This is a genomic window from Mucilaginibacter sp. Mucisp73 (assembly GCF_059491465.1).
Window position 1 is genome coordinate 2,584,677 of sequence record NZ_CP168507.1, and the last position, 20,249, is coordinate 2,604,925.

At 45.5% G+C, this 20,249-nt stretch carries 19 protein-coding genes; 9 read left to right on the forward strand and 10 right to left on the reverse strand.

From position 1 onward, the window contains the following. The first annotated feature begins 168 nt into the window (after positions 1 to 168). Positions 169 to 1,701, forward strand: coding sequence for an IS21 family transposase (istA, locus tag ACEN82_RS10860; protein ID WP_243770679.1), 1,533 nt, complete (start codon positions 169 to 171; stop codon positions 1,699 to 1,701). 20 nt (positions 1,702 to 1,721) lie between these two features. Beyond that, positions 1,722 to 2,468: an IS21-like element helper ATPase IstB gene (gene istB, locus ACEN82_RS10865; RefSeq protein ID WP_413323158.1), complete on the forward strand. Its 747-nt coding sequence runs from the start codon at positions 1,722 to 1,724 to the stop codon at positions 2,466 to 2,468. A 107-nt stretch (positions 2,469 to 2,575) separates the two neighbouring features. On the opposite strand, the gene ACEN82_RS10870 is transcribed toward istB, so the two are convergent. The 5 genes from ACEN82_RS10870 to ACEN82_RS10890 form a co-directional block, all read right to left on the reverse strand. Next, the gene (locus ACEN82_RS10870) at positions 2,576 to 3,178 is read right to left on the reverse strand and encodes an alpha/beta hydrolase (protein WP_413322674.1); all 603 of its coding nucleotides are present in this window, start codon (positions 3,176 to 3,178) and stop codon (positions 2,576 to 2,578) included. A gap of 46 nt (positions 3,179 to 3,224) precedes the next feature. Further along, positions 3,225 to 3,623 carry a DUF4890 domain-containing protein gene (locus ACEN82_RS10875; RefSeq protein WP_413322673.1) on the reverse strand — a complete coding sequence of 133 codons (399 nt, stop codon included), beginning with the start codon at positions 3,621 to 3,623 and terminating at the stop codon, positions 3,225 to 3,227. Positions 3,624 to 4,011: 388 nt separating this feature from the next. After that, positions 4,012 to 4,806, reverse strand: a complete 795-nt coding sequence (locus tag ACEN82_RS10880; RefSeq protein WP_413322672.1) for a sterol desaturase family protein — start codon at positions 4,804 to 4,806, stop codon at positions 4,012 to 4,014. A 129-nt stretch (positions 4,807 to 4,935) separates the two neighbouring features. Then, positions 4,936 to 5,715, reverse strand: a complete 780-nt coding sequence (locus ACEN82_RS10885; protein WP_413322671.1) for a LytR/AlgR family response regulator transcription factor — start codon at positions 5,713 to 5,715, stop codon at positions 4,936 to 4,938. Continuing rightward, entirely contained in the window at positions 5,712 to 6,734 is a 1,023-nt protein-coding gene (locus tag ACEN82_RS10890; RefSeq protein ID WP_413322670.1) for a sensor histidine kinase, read from the reverse strand. Before ACEN82_RS10890 ends, ACEN82_RS10885 begins: the two co-directional genes overlap by 4 nt. A 201-nt stretch (positions 6,735 to 6,935) precedes the next feature. On the opposite strand from ACEN82_RS10890, the gene ACEN82_RS10895 reads away from it, so the two are divergent. From ACEN82_RS10895 to ACEN82_RS10905, 3 genes are all read left to right on the forward strand, one after another. Further along, positions 6,936 to 7,172 (forward strand): hypothetical protein, encoded by a 237-nt coding sequence (locus ACEN82_RS10895; protein ID WP_413322669.1) that lies wholly within the window; start codon positions 6,936 to 6,938, stop codon positions 7,170 to 7,172. A 343-nt stretch (positions 7,173 to 7,515) separates the two neighbouring features. Beyond that, positions 7,516 to 8,697 (forward strand): winged helix-turn-helix domain-containing protein, encoded by a 1,182-nt coding sequence (locus tag ACEN82_RS10900; RefSeq protein ID WP_413322668.1) that lies wholly within the window; start codon positions 7,516 to 7,518, stop codon positions 8,695 to 8,697. An 873-nt stretch (positions 8,698 to 9,570) separates the two neighbouring features. Further along, the gene (locus ACEN82_RS10905; protein ID WP_413322667.1) at positions 9,571 to 10,020 is read left to right on the forward strand and encodes a GNAT family N-acetyltransferase; all 450 of its coding nucleotides are present in this window, start codon (positions 9,571 to 9,573) and stop codon (positions 10,018 to 10,020) included. 621 nt (positions 10,021 to 10,641) lie between these two features. On the opposite strand, the gene ACEN82_RS10910 is transcribed toward ACEN82_RS10905, so the two are convergent. From ACEN82_RS10910 to ACEN82_RS10930, 5 genes are read right to left on the reverse strand one after another with little or no spacing between them, the layout of a single operon-like run. Then, a complete protein-coding gene (locus ACEN82_RS10910) occupies positions 10,642 to 11,658 on the reverse strand; it encodes a hemin-degrading factor (protein WP_413322666.1) in 1,017 nt (338 codons plus the stop codon). 3 nt (positions 11,659 to 11,661) lie between these two features. Next, on the reverse strand, positions 11,662 to 12,453 hold the full coding sequence (locus tag ACEN82_RS10915; protein WP_495644119.1) for a heme ABC transporter ATP-binding protein: 792 nt from the start codon (positions 12,451 to 12,453) through the stop codon (positions 11,662 to 11,664). Between the two features lie 28 nt (positions 12,454 to 12,481). Continuing rightward, entirely contained in the window at positions 12,482 to 13,522 is a 1,041-nt protein-coding gene (locus ACEN82_RS10920) for a FecCD family ABC transporter permease (protein WP_413322664.1), read from the reverse strand. Continuing rightward, entirely contained in the window at positions 13,519 to 14,397 is an 879-nt protein-coding gene (locus tag ACEN82_RS10925; protein WP_413322663.1) for a heme/hemin ABC transporter substrate-binding protein, read from the reverse strand. Before ACEN82_RS10925 ends, ACEN82_RS10920 begins: the two co-directional genes overlap by 4 nt. 14 nt (positions 14,398 to 14,411) lie before the next feature. Continuing rightward, on the reverse strand, positions 14,412 to 14,930 hold the full coding sequence (locus ACEN82_RS10930; protein ID WP_413322662.1) for an HmuY family protein: 519 nt from the start codon (positions 14,928 to 14,930) through the stop codon (positions 14,412 to 14,414). 360 nt (positions 14,931 to 15,290) lie between these two features. On the opposite strand from ACEN82_RS10930, the gene ACEN82_RS10935 reads away from it, so the two are divergent. The 4 genes from ACEN82_RS10935 to ACEN82_RS10950 are packed head-to-tail and all read left to right on the forward strand — an operon-like array spanning position 15,291 to position 20,103. Then, positions 15,291 to 17,648 (forward strand): TonB-dependent receptor, encoded by a 2,358-nt coding sequence (locus tag ACEN82_RS10935; RefSeq protein ID WP_413322661.1) that lies wholly within the window; start codon positions 15,291 to 15,293, stop codon positions 17,646 to 17,648. Positions 17,649 to 17,653: 5 nt separating this feature from the next. Then, positions 17,654 to 18,325: an HmuY family protein gene (locus ACEN82_RS10940; protein WP_413322660.1), complete on the forward strand. Its 672-nt coding sequence runs from the start codon at positions 17,654 to 17,656 to the stop codon at positions 18,323 to 18,325. Positions 18,326 to 18,341: 16 nt separating this feature from the next. Next, on the forward strand, positions 18,342 to 19,136 hold the full coding sequence (locus tag ACEN82_RS10945) for an HmuY family protein (RefSeq protein ID WP_413322659.1): 795 nt from the start codon (positions 18,342 to 18,344) through the stop codon (positions 19,134 to 19,136). Between the two features lie 10 nt (positions 19,137 to 19,146). Next, positions 19,147 to 20,103 (forward strand): hypothetical protein, encoded by a 957-nt coding sequence (locus tag ACEN82_RS10950; RefSeq protein WP_413322658.1) that lies wholly within the window; start codon positions 19,147 to 19,149, stop codon positions 20,101 to 20,103. The last annotated feature ends 146 nt before the right edge of the window (positions 20,104 to 20,249 follow it).

Sequence of the window (20,249 nt, forward strand, 5' to 3'; positions counted from 1 at the left end):
TGAATGAGACCACACCATTTCGGCGCAAGCTGACCCACTGTTTCGGGGCAAACTGACCATGGTATTTCGGGGCAAACTGACCCACCAAAACGCATAGCAAATGCTGTAGAAGCAACCATCTTTTGAGGGCAAAAGACCCGTTCTAAGATGGCCAATTTGACAATCAGCATGAGTAAGATTAGAAAGATTTTAAGGATGAACAGCCAGGGTCGCAGCACGCGATTTATAGCTGCCCAGATTGAATCATCCCGGAATACCGTAAGAAAGTACCTGGCGGTCCTTAAGAAGAGCGGCTTTACCTTTGAAGAAGTTAATAACCTGAATGATAAGGAACTGGAAGACCTTTTCGGCAAGACCAGGGAAAACAACCAGCCAAGCAGCCGTATGCAATCCATGCTGCGCTGCTTTCCACACGTCGATAAAGAGCTCAAAAAGACTGGCATGAACCGGCAGCTCCTGTGGGAAGCTTATATCAAAGAGTTTCCCGACGGCTATAAGTATACCCAGTTTTGCACGTATTACAACCAATGGAAGACCAGGGTCAACCCGACCATGCACATGGATCACAAGGCCGGGGACAAGCTATACGTCGATTTTGCGGGTGAAAAGATGAACTATACGGACAAGGAAACCGGTGAAGTCATTGAAGTAGAAGTCTTTGTAGCAATCCTTGGTGCCAGCCAGCTCACCTACGTAGAGGCTGTTATGAGCCAGCAAAAGGAAGACTTTATCGCGGCCTGCGAGAATACTTTGCACTTTATCGGCGGCGTTCCTGCCGCCATTGTACCGGATAACCTGAAAGCGGCTGTAACCAAAAGCAGCCGCTATGAACCAACCCTTAACGAAACGTTTGAGGACTTCGCCGACCATTATGGGACTACCATATTACCAGCGCGGGCGTACCGCCCGCGTGACAAGGCATTAGTAGAAGGCGCCGTTAAGATCATTTATACCAAGGTATACGCCCCTTTAAACAAGCATATCTATCATTCTTTATCAGAACTCAATACGGCGATCCGGCAAGCTCTGGAAGTTCATAACAGCCAGTTGCTCAAGGGGCGCAATTACAGCAGGAAACTACAGTTTGAAGAGATCGAGCGCCAGACCCTGGCACCGCTGCCGGTATTGCGTTACCAGTTCAAAAAGCACTTCTATGCCAGGGTGATCAAAAACGGCCATGTCAATCTCGGCCCTGATAAGCACTATTACAGTGTGCCTTACCGCTTTATTGGCAAGCGGGTTAAGCTGTTATATTCCCGTACCATTGTAGAGATCTACTCCAATTATGAGCGTATCGCTTTGCACCCGCGCGAAAAGAACCCCTATGGTTATACGACCGACAAAGAACACATGGCCAGTGCCCACCGCTTCAAAAGCGACTGGACGCCAGATATGTTCCTCAATTGGGCGGCCTCCATCCACGAGGATGTCAGGTTATATATCCTTCAGATACTGGAGCGTAAACAACACCCCGAACAGGCTTACAAGTCCTGCCTGGGAGTACTTGGCTTTGCAAAAAAAGCAGGGAACGACCGGTTAATAATGGCCTGTCAGCGAGGGCTCAGTTATGGCCTTTATAGCTATAAAACGATACAAACCATATTGGAAAACAAGATGGACAACTATGAGGAAAGCATATTTGCCGATGAGCTGCCCATGCCTGATCATGGTAATATCCGGGGAAAAGACTATTACAAATAACCATTTAAAACAACAATAACATGAACACAAGCACCTTAGACAAACTGCGGAAGATGAAGTTCTTCGGCATGTTCCATGCCTTTAAAAGCAGCATGGAAACCGGTAAAACAAACGATTACACGGCAGATGAACTGCTGGCCCACCTGGTAGATGCAGAATGGGACGACCGGCAGAACAGGCGTATTGAACGCACCATCCTATATGCCCGGTTCCGCTATAAAGCTTCAATTGAAGATGTTCACTATCATGCTGACCGAAGTATTGACCGCAACCAGATCATGCGCCTGGCGGATTGTACGTTTGTTGACCGCTTCGAGAACCTGCTGATCACCGGGAGTACAGGTATCGGTAAAAGCTATATTGCTTCTGCTGTGGGCTACCAGGCCTGTGTATTGGGCTACCGGGTATTGTACACCAGTACGCCCAAACTATTTGCCAAGCTCAAGATGGCCAAGGCCGACGGCTCCTATATGAAAGAGCTGGCTAAGATCGAACGCCAGCAACTGCTCATACTCGACGACTTTGGTATCCAGCCATTTGATGCACAAAATAGGGCGGCACTAATGGAGATCATTGAAGACAGGCACGGAAAGACCTCGCTGATCATTACTTCGCAGCTGCCGGTCAGTAAATGGTTTGAGGTGATCGGTGAAAAAACGATTGCTGATGCTATCCTGGACCGGATCGTTCATGATGCACACCGTATCGAGCTAAAGGGAGAATCTATGAGAAGAAAACGTAACGTAGAACCGGAAAACAGCCACTAATGAAATTACCTTTTAAATAACTATTTTTGTACGTGCTTTTATAGCATTTGCTGCAACCCAAAAGTCAGCTAACCCCTGGGTCAATTTGGCCCGAAATAGGGTGGTCACTATCTCCATAATATACAGTCAGTGATCTGGTAGCTGTACCAGGGCGCCATGGTGAACAGGAAACGGCCATCCTGCCCCCAGTTATTTTCCTTAAAGGCTTTATAGGCCAGGCCGATCGAGGCCCCGCCTCCAAAGGAATGTCCCATGAAACCTACTTTCCTGGTATCAATGATGCCCGGATAGTCAGCCGCCGCTTTGGTAAAACCGGTCCATAAGGTCAGGTAACGGTGGTCTATACTGGTGTCATTGGTCGCATAAGGTACGAATACGACCACATAACCTTTTTTGGCGATAAACTCGAACAGGCCCCTGTTGTATTCCTTGCTCTCCCCGCCATAGGGGTGCGAATAGAAGATGGTCGGCCTGGGTGAGGTGATACCCGATGGATAGAATATGGTCACCATGGTGCCTGCATATTCGGTATTGGGGAAATCGATCTCCGATACGGGATACGTGCCATCAGCCCCGTAACCGGAAGCAGGACGTGAAATCGGCCCTGCCAGGTCATCACCGGCAGGGCCTGCCGGTGAGGTGCCTTCGCTCTTTGAACAGGCTGAAAGCACAATGGCCGTCAGGCTCAACTTAAATAACATCGTTTTCATTTTTTTTTCTTCTTTTATAGATGATTTAATAGGGAGTTGTTCAGAATTACCGGTTTTTCCTCTTTTCTTTTAGTTGTGCCTTCATCTCCTCCTTAAAATCCTGATATTGCTTGTACTGCTCAGAGGTGAAAACTTTTTTAAGCTCCGATTCCTTTTCTTTTTGTAACGACCTGAGCTGTTTGAACTTCGACAGTTTGCTGTTATCGCTTTTCAGTATCGGCTCATTCTTTAGTGCATATTTCAGGTTAAGGGCTTCAACCTGGCTAGCCTGCATGGAATCAAGCCCCAGCTTACTTTTCATCATTTCCGTCTGGAATTTTGCCCTTTCCTGCGGGGTTTTATCCTGCATTGCCGAAGCACTCTGTGCCATAGCCAGCTGGCCCAGCAGCATAAATAACAGGGTCAATGCCACGGCTATGCCCTTTGGAGTGTTATTACTTTTCATATTTGTTGAATTTGTTTTTTTGGGATGTTTAGATACTGAATATTATTGTCACTGACAGGTTCGGGATGATCGTTTGTATGGTTAACGCCGGACGACCACGACGCCTCTGCGTGCTGCCGGACGTACCACGGTGACTACGGGACGCACAATAACGGCAGGCCGTATCCTTCTTACCGGACGGCTTACAATAACGGCTCGGGCCGCAGGTGCTATTACGTGACGGATAGGTCTTCTCACGATTACGCGGGTTTGAGCGTGTGCATTGCCAATACCAATGGCAGCGAGCAAAATGATTAAAAAGGTTTTTTTCATACTGTTTTGTTTTTATGATATTTATAACTAAGACCCTGCTTTTAGCGTCTGGTTGCTACTTTTCCGGTGAATTGTCTCAATCCGGGGTTGAACTGTCCGCGGGCTTTGCCGGAATTACCTGCCTGAACAAATCGATAAAACCCTGCAAGACGAGCCTGAATGGATCGTAGCTCAGAAAACCTGTAGTCAGGCCATAGATTACTTTTTCGGTTTCCGGCTGGTAGCTGCCGAACAGCCTGTCCCAGATAATGAACACTCCCCCGAAATTCTTGTCAATATAAATGGGGTTACTACCATGGTGTACGCGGTGTGACGAGGGCGTATCCATTACTTTTTCAATGGGGCCAAGCCGGCCGATAGCTTCGGTATGGAGCAGGAATTGGTAGGCCAGGTTAAGCGTATAGGAGATCACGATAAAATCAGGCGGCATGCCCAGCAGGGCAGCAGGGATAAAAAACAGGGGACTGATGATCGCAGAGAACCAGTTAAGCCGGTAAGCAGCTGTCAGGTTCATCTGCATGGCAGAGTGATGGACCATATGAAAAGCCCATAAAGGTTTCCAAAGGTGCGATGCCCGGTGGAACCAGTAATAAATAAAATCAGCCGTGATAAAGGTGAGCAGGAACACCCATCCTGTGAGGGGCAACCTGAATGGAGAAAGGCTGGCAAAAAAGCCAAGCACGGTTAATTGGTAACCGGCAAACAGGTATTTGGAAAACTGGAAGCCTGCAAAAACTGCCAGGTTGGAAACCGTCTCCTTAACATGGTAAACGCCTTTGTCTTTTTTCCAGCTCCAAATAATTTCGACAGTAATCAGTACCAGCAGGAACAGCAGTATGTAAATTCGGTAAGGGCCAATCGGATGTCTCATTTTGTTAGTTTTTATAGTGTGCTTCAGGTAATGCTCACCTGTGTTTTAATGACACTATAAAATTGGCTAAGAAAATGCGGAGAGGCCCGGGAAATTCCGGTGAAGCTGTCAAAGCAGCGGGCGAAGTGTTTAACTGTTCATCCAGCTTTTAAATTCGGGAACACGCGCTTTACTGATAAGCACCCGTTCGGTAGGTTCGGGGGTAATTTTGATAGAAAGGCGGCCGTTAAAGTAAAAATTGACCTCGGCTATAGCATCGCGGTTAATGATGAACTGGCGGTTAGCGCGAAAAAACTGTTGCGGGTCAAGCTGTTGTTCCAGTTGTTCCAGCGTAAATTCAATGATGTACTGGCGGGCATCGGTGGTTTGGGTGTAAACGATCTCGTCAGCGGTATAAAACCAGGCTATTTTGGTCGTTTCAACCGGGATAAGTTTTTCGCGAAAATGGATAAGGAACGATTTTTTATAGGGACGTGTAAGGCGGCCAATCTGTTCAAGCAAGGTTGCTATAGCTAACGATGGGATATTTGCTGTTTTCGATGAAAAGAAACTGTGGTACTTTTGCAGCGCACGGGTTATTTCCTGTTCATCAAAGGGTTTCAGGATATAATCAATACCGTTGTTTTTAAAGGCAGGAAGGGCGTAATCATTATAGGCAGTTGCAAAAATCACCGGTTTAGTGATGAGGGCCTGCTTGAAGATATCAAATGATACGCCATCGGCCAGGCGGATATCCATAAATACAAGATCATAGCAGTCGTGGTTTTCGCTAAACCACCTTACACTTTCGCTGACAGATGGTAATATTACAACTATATCGATGTCAGCGTCAATCGCACTCAGTAAACGGGCAAGGTTACGGGCCGTTGCGGCCTCATCTTCAATAATTACTACACGTGGCGAAGTCATGCTTTTAACGGTAATTTAATAATAAACTGGTTTGCGGTTTTAATGATTTCAATTTCCTGCCCCGCCATGATCCTGAAACGTTCATTCAGATTAGCCAGCCCAATGCCGGTACAGTTATCGGCCGAAGAGACCTCCTGCAAATTATTACTGACAACCAGCAGAGCACTTTCCGCATAAATGCGAACTGTTAGCGGGCTACGAATAGTAGCGGCATTATGTTTGACAGCGTTTTCAAGCAGGGGTTGCAATGACAAATGCGGGAGCTGACGCACAAGTAAAGCCTGGTCAATGTCGATCTCCAGCTTAAAGGCATCCTCCAGTCGCATGGTGATCAGTTGCGCGAACGAGCGGATCATGTCCAATTCCTCTTGCAGGCTCACCAGGTTTGTTTTGGCTTTAACGAGCGAGTAGCGAAAAACGTTGGATAGCTCTTTGACATAGCGCTGCGCCAGGGCCGGGTTTTCTCCGATCACACCCGAAAGACTGCTGAGCGCATTAAACAGGAAATGCGGGTTCATCTGTTCCTTAAGCAGCTCCAGTTCAGCCGAGGTATAGGCATTTTTTAATTGTTGATGCTCGGTCTCTTTGGTTTTGGCTGCACGCAACAGCAGTATGATTTTGATCATGATGCCGGAAAGGATGGTGCTGAGTGTAAACCGCGCCAGGTAACCACCCAGGATACCTCCCGGCAAAAGCTTTACACCAAAGGACAGACGCTGAATAAACGTACCTGATACAATACCGGTTAATATAGTTATAAGATTATATAATAAATAAATACCATATTGTTTTTGCTCCCGGGCTACAGAAAAAAAAGTCCGGTTTTTCAGGTTGAGATAAAACAAAGTAAGGCAGAATAGGAGGTTATACAATACCTGGAAAGCCCACTCGGCAAGATCAAAGTGCCAGTACTGGGCAAGGATACCGTTTCCCCGTAAAGCAAGCAGCTTCGGCGAATTCGTTAGCAGGACGATCAGGGTAGCGCTGTACCAGCAAATACGTTTTTCGGTTTGATCCATCACGTAAAGCTAATTTAATATTTATAAAGGAATTTCATTTTACCGGGTGAGGCTGAAATATCAGCGGATGAAATATTAGTCAGCAGGTTTTAAGTTCGACCTGATCATTTTCGACCTGATCACTCAACGTTTCAAACTCAAGTTATAGATACATATCACAGAGAGGTATTTGACCAGTTAAGCATATAGTAAAAATTGCAGATGGCTGGCTTTGAAAAGAACGGGCAACCGGTAATGTATAATTTCACTTTCGAAGAAATCATCGAATTACAGGCGCTTGATATGCCAAGGGGACCGGAACCGGCCGACCACACTGTTTTTTACTATGCCAGCAAACTTGAGGCGATTGTTTTGTCCGGGGATAATAAACTCGGAAATATTGCGAATCCCGGGATCTTAAAGCTTTTGGTATCATATGGCTATTCGATCAACTTGTAGAAACGAAATTAATCGATAAACCTTTGGCAACGGCTAAACTTAAAAAGCTCATGGGGTTTGCACATAAGCGACATCATAAAGCGCGTTAATGAGGCGTTTCGGTGGATGTACTTTTGTCCAATAGGCTCCTTTCGCACTAAAGTGCAAATGCAGGCAGTTCAAGAGATCAGGGGTGTAGCCTATGTAAGCTTATCATTACGCACTACAGCGTATTGATTTTAAAAGAACTGCAAACAGTCAATAGTTAAAGTAGCCATATAGATGTCGGCTTTTAACTCCTCCAAATTTTTAATAAATTCGATATTGGTCTTTTGGATCTCTGATGAATAACAAAGTAATAATATTGACTAAAGCACAGGTACGAAAGATCGTACTACATGCTGCGGGGGTTGCGCGAAAAGCGCAGTTTGGTACGGGGATCGACGCTGTTTATAGCGTGATCGATCATTTGGGTTTTGTTCAACTGGATACGAATTTCGTCGTGGAGCGGGCTCATCACCAGGTCATGTTCGCGCGTATTCCTGATTATGAAACGCAATGGCTGGCAGAACTCGTTGAAGAAGGACTGGTCTTCGAGTATTTCACCTCCGATGCAGGCTATCTCCCCATGCATGATTTTAGATATTCTTTGCCGGTCAAGGAAAGTTTTGCAAATAACGGAAAGCCCCTAACCCCGGCGGAGTCCCGTTTGATGAGGAGCGTACTGGACCGGGTGGAAAGAGAGGGTTCGCTGACCGTGGGCGATTTTGATGACGACCGTGTTGAAGCGAGTACCGGCTGGTGGGACTGGCGCCCGGCTAAGGTAGCGCTCGAAAGACTTTATTTTGAAGGTAAGCTTATGGTTGTGCGCGGCAAGAACTTTAAAAAAACGTATGACCTGCCGCTAAACCTGGTTCCCGCAGAAACGGATCAGACGGTACCCTCTGCTGAAGAATTTGCCCGGTATATCATCCGCCGTACACTGGGAGGACTTGGAGTGGCTTACGCGAAAGAGATCGCCTGGCGGGCGCGTCGCGTAAAGGGCAACGTGGTTAAAAAGGTATTGGAGGAAATGGTGGTGAACGGCGAGTTAAGAAACGTCATCGTAGATGGATTGAAGACCGCTCCCCTCTATATGTTGAGCGACCAGCCTACTGACATAGAAATAGCAGGCGATGTTTTCATTCTTTCTCCCTTCGATATTCTGAATGTCTTTCGTCATCGTTTAAAGGACTTTTTTGATTTTGATTACCAGATTGAATGTTTCGTTCCTGCACCTAAACGCAAATATGGTTATTTCTCCTTACCGGTACTGGCCGGTGACACTTTTATTGCCCGGATGGATGCCAAAGCCGACCGGAAACAAAAAATACTGATCGTTCATAACCTGCATTTTGAAGACGTGAGTCTGAACGACGAGATCATCGGGAAATTTGTGGGGGCATTGAAAGCTTTTGTCCTGTTCAACCAGTGCCGGGATATCAGATTCGTTAGAACGAACAACGACGCATGCATGGATATTATCAGGCAAATGCTTTCGGAGTAATGTCTCTTTTTACCTGATTGATTTGTTGCAACCCGGATCAGGCTTGATCGAGGTTGGTCTCTATAGTTTGTGTCGTTCGGGGTACTGCGCGGAGACCCTCCTTCGGATCAGTATTCCGGTATTTCGGCAGATGGTTTACTGATTTAGCTTATATTCTTTCATTGCATCTGGCTATGACAATTTTATTGTAAAAAGGTTCTCAGGGATCGGTAGTACTTTTTGGGGTTAAAAAGGCATTCTTCAATTTAACGGCAGCAGGTACAAGCTCCGGTATGTTGTTCGATTCGCAAAGTCCTGTGTAGTAGATTAATGTCTTTCCGGCTAAGCTGTCGTTGATGAATTGCTTCAGCGAAACGGAACGTGCAACAACCGTCTCTTTTTCATTGCTGCGTATTAGTCCGTCGCTGTCTTTATATAATTTCCCCAGAAATCTTCAAATTCATCGTGCTGGGCGTCTGTGCCCGTCAGGCGTAAATAACTGAACTGTCCCAGCGCGTTGCGACAGCTTTTTAGTAACCGTCCCCAACGGCACGTCGGTGCCGGCATTCGCCGTTCACTATCTGTAACACGAAGGTCTGTTCAGCGCTGATGCAGCCGAGGATCGGCAGTTATACTGGGCGAAACTTATGACCCGCCGGGGGTATTTAAGTAAAAAAATGGTCATCGTATCATATTAATTTTAATAATGGTTAAGCTTTTTTTCGATATCATATTCGAAGCGGAAGATTCATCCTTTAAATCGCCGTTCGCGGCCAGGAGAGCGTGTTGCCACGCGGGCATCGAGATCATAATATTAATAACAAACCATTAATTTACTATGATGCCTATACGTGCTGTATGCGCTCATTTTGCTGTAATTCCGTATCTTGGGGCATGGAATTTCGTTTCGCTGAACCAAACGATTTAAAGGCGCTGGCTGCTATTCGCGGGACGGATGATCATTCTGAAAGCCATTGGTTTAACCGGATTTCCGGTTATTACCACGGTACACACAGTCCACAACAGGCGTTAACCCCGCGTGTTATTATCATTGCTACTGACGATTTCAGGGTTATTGGATTTGTAGCCGGGCATTTAACCCGCCGTTATGACTGCGATGGAGAACTGCAATGGATTGACACTATATCTGACTACCGGGGAATGGGCATTGCCACAAGTTTATTTCAGCTTTTGAAAAACTGGTTTATAGAACAAGGTGCAAAACGCATTTGTGTCAATTGCAGTTCGGACAACCTGGTTGCTTTAAATTTTTATAAGAAAAATGGTGCCGTTCCACTGAATGATTACTGGCTCGCCTGGGAAGATATTGGACAGGGATTATAGATGATTCAACTTATTTTACTTACGACAACAACGCCCGTCTATCGCCGATAAGCATTTGTAAAATCATCTTTTAAAGATTGCAGATCTCTTAGGTCTGCATAAACTGCTTCAATTGCCTTGCCTGTATATCCTTCCGGGTCACGGTTATTGCTTTCACATTAAGTGTGCCCTCATTTACAAGGCATTTACAATACCCTTGCCTTGTGAGCCTGTTGCTCCAACTACTATGATTGCATGCTTATTCATCTGTTTGTTTTATGATGTAAAATTGCCGCAACAGCAGGCCCCGGAACGATGAGGAATGATAAAAAAAGAGGCTGTCGGGGATAGGCTCTCTTTTTGTTTGGCAAAACCGCAGTTGAGCGAAGGAATGCTTTAAAATTCAGTATGAACCTGCAATTCTTTACGATGCCGGGAAAACGTATAGAATCGCAGCGATCAACGAGCCTGTGATAAATTAAATATAGGGTTGCCCGCTTACTTTTTTCCGGTTCCCAATGTTAACCATAAACACTCCGCATCCATGAAGTCTCCGGCCTCATTAGTTTTTTTGCTATGAAACCTTGTTGTATGCCCGTTTATAATCTTCCCGCACTGAAATTTAGCATAGGCAGACCAAACCTAAAGGCTTTCAGCGAGTACTTTTCTCCATTCGTTCAGTTCGGGTAAGCCCGGCTTGCGCTTGCCAAATAACTGCATGATCATTTCCCCGTTTTTATCATAAAGTTCAAGAGAATTGATATCACCGTCGGAAGATGGTTTTACAACATGCCAGACAGCAGCTATGGCATCCTGGCGCAGGTGCAGGTTAAATTCAGGATCCAGCACGTTAAACCATGTTTCCATTTCAACCAGTTTGGTGATTGTACCGGTATGAATTTGTATACAGCCATTATTGCCTGCAAATACCATAACGGGTACTTGTTGCCCCGAACAGTTTTGCATAACCTTTTTAAAGCTATGCATGTCTGTTTGCCGGGCAAAACCTTTTGGTGCAAGGCGTAAAGCTTGTGTACGGCTCAGGCCAAAACGCTTAAGTAAGCCAAAAAACTCATGGGTGTCCTGCATGGTTTCCCAGGCCTGGTGGAAAGCAGGAAGGTCAATTTCTTCGTCTGATTTTTCGGATTTAACAAGTGCATCGGCCGGTAACACCGTTACAGCTTCCTGCTCCGCTTTTCGAAACCTGGTTACCAGGTCATTATAATTCTCCATATTACTTTTTTCAGTAAGATAGATCTTATGCAGGGCTACACCACTACCGTCAAAAAACTGCAGGCTTTTATGCCCGTTATCTTCTACCGCAAAGCCAAGTTTCCACTGGTTCATGAATAAGCGCAGGTCGATATCGGCACCCAATACCAGTCCCGCATTCGGCGTAAACGAAACTTTGGTATAAATTCCCTTGTGCTCATGAACGCAATAATCATTACGGGTAAGCGCCATAACATATCCCAATGAGGGTATTTCTTTTAAAATGTCTTCAAATGTGTCATCCAGCATAACGGTGCTTTCTCCGAGGCTTGTCATTAGTAACTCGGCTTCGCTAACCTGCAGGGCAGCAGCAATATCGCGGATACGTTTCTTTGGATTTTGGGCTTTAAATGCCAGGAATTGTTCTTTTAAGCTAATGGTTTCCATATTTTATGTAGTAATAGTTTTTAAATTGATTTCAAGTATCTGGTGTGTTATATTTTTAGGCATAATAAGTTGTTGAAGCGTATGCGGATTTGTAAATACATCTGCTTCTGTTTCAAATACATCATAAATGCTTTTCGTATTCAGTATTTCTGACGGGGCGCCATGGTACCATTTGCGGCCTTTTTTGAGCATGAGGATGTTGTGGGCATATTGAGCGGCCAGATTAATATCGTGCAATATGGCAATTACCATAAATCCCTTTTTTGCCAGCATTGCGGCCAGCGCCAGCGTTTGCTGCTGGTATTGAATATCCATGCCGGATACCGGTTCGTCAAGTAACAGCAAGGCTTCCGGTGTATCCCATATCTGAGCAAGTACCCTTGCCAGGTGAACACGTTGCTGCTCGCCGCCGGACAGGGTTAAAAATGACCGTTCTGCCAGGTGACTTATTCCGGTAACAGCCATAACTTCGTTAATGATATCACTGTCGTGCAGGGAAGGCTGGTTGCGGTAGTGGGGGTAACGTCCCATTTGTACCACTTCAAGCACATGAAAGTCCAGGTTAATAATGTTTTGCTGGTTCATCATGGCCCGTTTCAACGCCAATTCTTTTGCCGGATAACCGCTCAGTAATTTGCCGGATAAATAAACTGCACCGGCAGAAGGTTTTTTTTCTCCGCTGAGCAGGCGCATCAGGGATGACTTTCCTGCGCCATTTGCTCCCAGTACGATCAGGATCTCACCGGGATGAACAGCAAATGATACGTCTTTTACCAGGACGCGTTTTCCGGCCATGAAGGTTATGTTTTCAACAGTCAGCATTTTATCGGATAATTTTCTTTTTATCTTTTATCAAAATGTAGAGGAATACGGGCGTGCCCAGTAAAGCGGTAATTACACCTATAGGTAACTCGACCGGAGCAACCAGTTTGCGGGCAATCATATCTGCCAGCGTAAGTATTATTGCACCCATCAGCGCTGATGCAGGCAGTACGCGGCGATTGTCTACCCCAAATAGCAGCCTTACCATATGCGGCACCAGCAAGCCAACAAAACTTATAATGCCCGAAACAGCTACAGAAGCGCCCACGGCTATTGTAGCAAGGATAACCACCCATCGCTTTGTCCTGCCAACCGGAAGCCCAAGCTGCCGGGCCTGGGTTTCGCCCAGTGCAAACGCGTTGAGTGTTTTTCCCATCATCGGTAAAAATGCCAGTGGAATGAGTATGAACGGTAAAAGACATAAAACAATTTGCCAGGTGGCGCCGCCCAGGCTGCCCAGTAACCAGAATGTTATATTACGCAACTGCTGTTCATTGGCCATGTAGGTAACCAGGCCGGTAAGTGCCCCCGCAAGCGCGTTGATAGCTATACCCGCCAGTAGCATGGTGGCCACATCAGGGCTGCCATCGTTCCGGGAGATCTGGTAAACCGCAAAAGTTGCGACACCTGCACCCAGGAATGAGCCGAAGGCCAGGAAGTAATAACCAAACAAATTGCCCAACCCTGCAAACAGCGAAACCTCTGCAGCGATGATCAGCACTGCAAACAGGGAGGCCCCTGATGAGATACCGATCAGCCCCGGCTCGGCAAGCGGGTTGCGAAAGACGCCTTGTATCGCTGCCCCCGAAATTCCTAATGCTGAACCGATAAGTAAACCCATAATTACCCGCGGCATCCGTACAATCATGAGTACGGTTTCATAATGCTTATCTGCAGCACGGTTTGAAAATAATCCTGTTTTTTGAGCCAATATCAGCAACACGTCCCGAACCGGAATTTTCATAGCTCCCATACTTAACGAAAAAACAGCGGTCAAAAATACACCGGTTCCCAGTAGTATATAAATCAGGCCTTTCTTCATTGCAGATGTTTATTCAGCCGGGTCACGGCCTGATCAAGACGTACGCTAAAGTTGGTGAGCAATCCGGCGTCCATTTGAACAATGCGTTTATTTTTACCGGCTGTAGTCCCCGCTACGCCGGGCATTTTTAAAACGGCATCTTCGCCACCGAGACTGCTAAGTCCAAAATCAAACATCAATATCACATCCGGGTTAGCTTCTATCAGGGCTTCGGTAGTATAAGGTTTAAAATTGTCAAAGCCCTGTGCCGCGTTTTTGCCGCCGGCGAGCGTGATAACGGCATCAATATTGGTATGTTGCCCTGCAACAAGCATAACGCCTGTACCCCGGGCGTAAATGAATAGTACTTTGGGTAGCTTGTTTGTCCTTTTTATTGTGGCAACGGCCTTGGCTATCCTGGCCTGTGTTTGTCTTGCCAACACTTCGCCTTTCTGCGGTACCTGGAGGGCGGCGGCTACCGCCTTAATAAATGATACAGCGCCGCCGGCAGAATATTCCTGTTTTATAGTAATTAATTTAATGCCGGCAGCTGTTAACTGATACGCTATTTCCTTAGAAACACTGCCTTCGGGGGCAAGTACAAGATCCGGATTAAAAGAAATCAGGCCTTCGGCAGATACTGAACGGTTTTTACTCACTTTTGGCAGGCTATTAACATATGCGGGGTAAATACTGGTTATATCAACAGCTACTATACTTTTGCCTAAACCGAGGGCATCCACCGTTTCCGTTAATGCACCGCTGAGCGTAATTATTCGCTTAGGTACAGGGGCAGCGAAAGTTTGAATGCTAAACCCAAGCAGCAGGATAAGGAATATGCCTTTTAGTATTCCCGCTGTTTGAAAGTGGGAATGATATTGTTCGTTTTTTTTCATTGATGTGGAATATTTTATTTTTCAGGATCAATACCGGCGTAGTGGAAGCTATAATAACCACCCGGCCCATCAGCACCATTTTTATAGTAGCTGTCAATAACCAGTTTAAAATATTTTCCGGCGGCGGTGTGAATCAGAATGACCCTGCCGGTAATCGGATTGATGATATGGGTATCCATATTGTAGGTGTACCAGCCGTTACCGCTGCCCCAGGGAATAGCTTGCTTACCTTTTTTGTACCCCGCGGCAGGTGCTGCTGCCACCTTATCAAATGAAATATTTGCAATTACCTGGCCCCCGGCCGAATTCTGGACAATGATACCGGTATGCTGAAAGGAGATATCCCAACCTGTTTGGGCGGTATCAGCTTCATTTACCTGGGCGCCTTTCTCCAGATTAAAGTAGGCGACCTTATCGGATGCATTTAAATTCCCGACTTTTTTTACCGTCAATTCCTGGGAAACCCCCTGGTAAACAGGTGAAAATAAACAGATGAATAGTAGTCTATAGCTTGTTTTTTTGTTGATTGACATATAATTAGACTCGTTAAATACAGTGTTGAATACTGCAAAGCAAGTGTTTAATTAGAATCATTCAAAATAAGAAAAAGCCGTTAACGCAATCCGGATTTAAGTAAAAGTTAAGTTGTTAATGCTGGAAAATTAATGCCTTGAAATATGCAATTATCTTATTTTCAATTGATTGTGTTTTTATTAGCGTTGCTTGTTATTTCTGTTATAGGCTTAGTTCCATCTTTTAATATAAAAAAGCGTAAAATTTTATCCTAAAAGAGTAAAAGATAATCCCGATTGCGTAAATGATTTTCCGTTTGTATAAGCGACTTTTGTTGTGTTTATTTAGACTTATTAAAAATAAGGACACGATTTATCACAATGTTCAAATTTTACCTGATGCTTATAACAACCTGTTTTGTTTCCTGGTGCTCCGCAAATCCGCTTCACAATATCCGCGGGCAAATTCTTAATGAACAGGGTGAGCCTTTAATTGCAGCAAGTATTCTTATCAAAGAGAATTTAAGGGGGACACAAACAGATACCGCAGGGCGCTTTGTAATAGACAAATTAAGTTCAGGAGAGTATACCCTTATTGTATCGGCTATAGGTTACGAAAAACGTTTTCAAAAGGTAACTATTAACAATACTCCGGTAAATATTTCTAATATCCGTTTAAAGTCGGCAGCGCAGAATTTGAAGGAAGTTAATGTATTGGGCAAGCAGGAAAGTCACGATAACCTTATCGACCTTACCAGAACCCCAATGCCCGCAACTGTAATTACCCGTAAACAAATAGAAATGATGGGGAGTCGCAGGCTTGATGAAGTACTGAAAGAACAAACTGGCCTGGCCATAATAAATGATATAGGATCAGGAGCGAGGGCTGTGGGTGTGCAGCTGCAGGGCTTTGACAGTGGCTATACCATGATCATGATTGACGGCCAACCGATGACCGGCAGGAACTCCAGTAATTTTGATCTTTCCAGGATCACGGTTGCCAATATTGAGAGGATAGAAATTATCAAGGGTGCGTCGTCATGTTTATTCGGTAGCGAGGCGCTGGCTGGGGTGGTGAATATTGTAACCCGTCAAAATATAAATCAAAGCCAGGGTCTGGCCAGTTTGCGTTACGGTAGCTTTAATACGTTGGATGCCACCCTCGAGGGTGAAACTCCATTTGCAAAGGGCAAGGGATCTGGATACCTCTCCGGCAATTATTACCGTACAGATGGTTTTAATGCTAACCCATATTTGAGTGAGGGTAAAACAGCTCCACCCTATAGCAGCTATACCATACAGGGCCGGGCTCGTTATACGCTTAGTAAAATGAATGCGCTGAATATTACCGGCAGATATGCGGTAAGAAATTCCGTTAATGATATATCCTATAACACGTCTCCAACGCGCGATGAGTTAAATGAAAAAGACCTGAATGCATCGGCCATTTTAAATACCAATTTTAACAGTGGCTTACGTGTAAAAACACAATACTACCTAACCCGGTATGCTACCGACCAAAATATTACCAGTGTTGCCCAGGGCTATGTAATACCCGCTAACAATTTTGTACAATACCTGCACCGTGGCGAGATACAGGCCGCTCAAACTTTTTGGAGTGCAATGGTGCTGACTGGCGGTGCCGGTATTCAGTATGAAACCATGAACAATAACCTGTACAGCGGGGCCAAAAGCCAGTCGACAGCATTTGTTTATGGGCAGGCCGACTGGAAGTTTTCTGAGGAATTGGGCCTCACAGGCGGGGTACGTGGCGAACATCACAGCCGTTACGGGAGCAGTCTTAACCCGAGCTTTGGTGTAAAGTATCAGCCGGTAAAAGCCTTAACCTTAAAAGCGGCCATAGCGACAGGCTTCAAGACCCCCGACTTCAGGCAGCTTTACCTCAACTTTACCAATCTGGCAGGCGGCGGATATACCGTATTGGGAACCGATGTTTTTACTGCAGAACTTCAGAAGTTACAGGATGCAGGGCAAATTTCGGCGGTGTTTGCTAATGCCGCCCGGGTGAGTACCCTTAAGCCTGAGCGCTCGGTAGCTTACAGCGCCGGTTTTACCCTGCAGTTAAGCGCCAATATAAAGGCCGATGTAAACGGGTTTTATAACGATGTGCGCAACTTTATTAATACCGATCAGGTCGCTTCAAAAAAAGGGGGGCAACAGGTATTTTCCTATTTTAATATCGACAGGGCTTTTCTTACCGGTGCCGATGTTGGCTTAAGCTGGCGTGCGGCAAAAGGTTTAAATATCTCGGCAGGCTACCAGCTACTGTATGCAAAAGATAGGGGAGTTATTGATTCCATAAAGTCCGGTACAGGAAATTACGCACAGGTTTATGACCCAAACACCAGCCAGACCCGCCGTTCAACCACTGCCGATTATTTCGGGCTTAATAACCGGTCGCGCCATATGGCCAACATTAAATTTACTTATGAGTATGAGCCTAAAGGAATCACCGGAACATTCAGGGTTAATTATCGGGGTAAATACGGTTTTCAGGAAGCTAACCGTCCCAATAACTTTCTTGATCCTTATGATACTTACGTCTCCGGCTTTTTCCTGCTCAACGCGTCTGTTCAAAAAACACTGATGGATAAGCATTTATCGGTACAGATAACTGCCGATAATTTTCTGAACTACCGCGACCAGTTGATGCCTGCCCAAAGCGGCCGCACCATTATGCTTGGCCTTAACTATCGCTTTTTTAAGAATAATAATTGATTGATATGAATTTAAAACAAACCTGTCACCCGTGCTATAACATACTGCTCATTGCCGCAATGGCAATGGCAGCATTTAGCTCCTGCACCAAAGAACAAGTAAAACCGCAATTGCAAGACGGCAGCAGTACCGTTGTTACCGACCTGCCCGGCGATATTGGGAGTACAATTAACTCCGGCTTTAAAACCTTTTATTTCAGTTTAGCCACTAATATTAAGGTTGACAGCAGCCAGAAAAAAACAGCGGCCTGGGATATTTCTTTCGCACGCGAATACAATTCTTATATAGGGATCAACAGCGGCAGCAATTCGGCCAGTTATGGTTTTGAAGGGCCTGGCCTGGGCGCGATGCTAATTGTAAACCAGGCTTATGACCAGGTAAAAGAAGCGCCCGCTGATGCTGAGTTCACTACTAATGGGGTAACAGCCGTGGGTTGGGATGCCGGTAATGGCAGCGGCTGGTATTTCTACGACCTTAAAACGCATATAGCCGTGCCCGTAAAGAACCGCACGTTTGTTTTGCGTACCGCAGCCGGTAAATACGCCAAATTAGAACTGGTGAGCATGTACAAAGGCGCCCCTGCAGTAGTGACAGACCTGAACTGGCCTTCGCCATACTTTACCTTCCGCTATTATGTGCAGCAAGATGGCAGCCGGAATTTATCAACCCAAAATTAATCAATATCAAATAATCATGCAAATAATATCCTTATTTCAAAAACGTGCTACCGGCTGCATTGCCATACTATGTTTTGTTGTACTTAGCTTTTCAGCCTGCTACAAAAAGGATGCAGTTGACCCCGACCCAACGCCTGAAACACTTTCGAGAGATGCCGACAAAGTTCCTTATTATAAGCTGCAGCGGGTAGAAAACCTGGCTGCGCAAACAGATGACCAGAACCCTACTACACCTAAAACGGAAATCCTGTTCAGTCTTGATTATAAGAAAGAACAACCGGCCACCTATGCCAAAACCAGCTTTTGGGACATATCATTAAGCGGCTTATACAACAGTTTCCTGGGTGGCAATAACAATGCTGATGCCACAAACACCGGATACCAGGGGCCGGGTAAGGGTGGGATAACCGTACTGCAAAAAACGTTTGATGAAGTAACAGCCATACCTGCTGATAATGAATTTAAAACAGGTAAAGGTTTGATAGGAACGGACGATGCCGGAGCTTTCGGACAGGGAACCGGCTGGTATCTCTATGACTTTGGCGGAACTACGGTAGGTGATGGCAGCGATACCAGGGTACACGTAGCCTACGCACTGGGGAACCCGCTTAAACTCGCCAATGGCACCACACTGCCTGCACGTACAATTATCGTAAAAACTGCTGCGGGAGATTTCGCTAAGATCAAAATGATCAGCTGTTATAAAGACGTATTTACGCCGGATAAAATGTTCACGAACACCCCGCACATGTATTTCACTTTTGAATATGTGATTGTACCTGCGGGAAGCACCAAGTTTGAAATCAAATAAAAGTAAATCAATGACAATCAGATACTTTTACCTGCTCGCACTTATATTGCTTACAGGGTTTATCTCCTGTAAAAAATCCGTCGATTACCCGCATTTAGTACAAAACAGGATTACTGAATATAAGGTGGTTAATTTACAGGACACCCTGATTTATGGCACGGTTGATAATACGGAGAATACCATTACGGTTTATGTGCCCTATTATTACGCAATGTCCGTTATACAGCCCCAAATAGCTGTGGATGCAACCGCTACGCTGATGACCGCAGAGCGCCCCGTTGATATCAATGACCAGACACAAACCTACTCGGTAAAGGGAATTGACGGCAGCATCCGGACTTATAAATTAGCGATTGTCCAGCAAAATACCCCTGATCTCACCTTAAACTGGTTCGACGGTTTACCGATGACCGAGCCGGGCTCATTTATCCCTGACATAGTTGGCAATTTTCTCAGCACCAGCACGGCTACATTGAAAGTAAAACTCGTTGAGCAGATCACTAAAAAAGAATTGGTTCCGGATCTCTCCACCGCTCAGATCGGTACAGACGGATACCAGTTTGGCGATGCTTATTTCTTTAACTCAAGGATACCGGCAGATGCTGACAGTGGTCATTACGATGTGCAAATTGACTTTCTTGGCCATAGTGTGAAGCTGGCAAAACCGCTGCAGGTATATTATAACGTACCGGATATCGGTCCCTCATGGGATACCCGGACTGTAGCACAAGGCGGTACCACCACCTTTCTGGCAAATAATTATTTCATCAACCTGAGTTCTGTAACGGCCGTCATCAATGGTAAAACCTTCAATCTGCCTGTTAAAAGTTATGACAGGAAACAGGCTGTAATTACAATTCCAACAGAAGTGCCTACGGGTGACTGGGGAACGGTACAGTTCAGTTTTCAATTTGGTAAGTGGGCCCCTGTGATTACTGCAGCGCATTTAATAGTCACTAAACTTTAACTGAAACTAATTAAACAGAAAAACAAAATATTTTGACCGGTCGATGAAGCCGCGAGATATAAAAAAAACTGACTGCCGGGCAGTAGGTACACGTAATGCCCGGGTGCCAGTCAGCAATGCTAAAGCCGGATCCTGTTTCTGTAAGG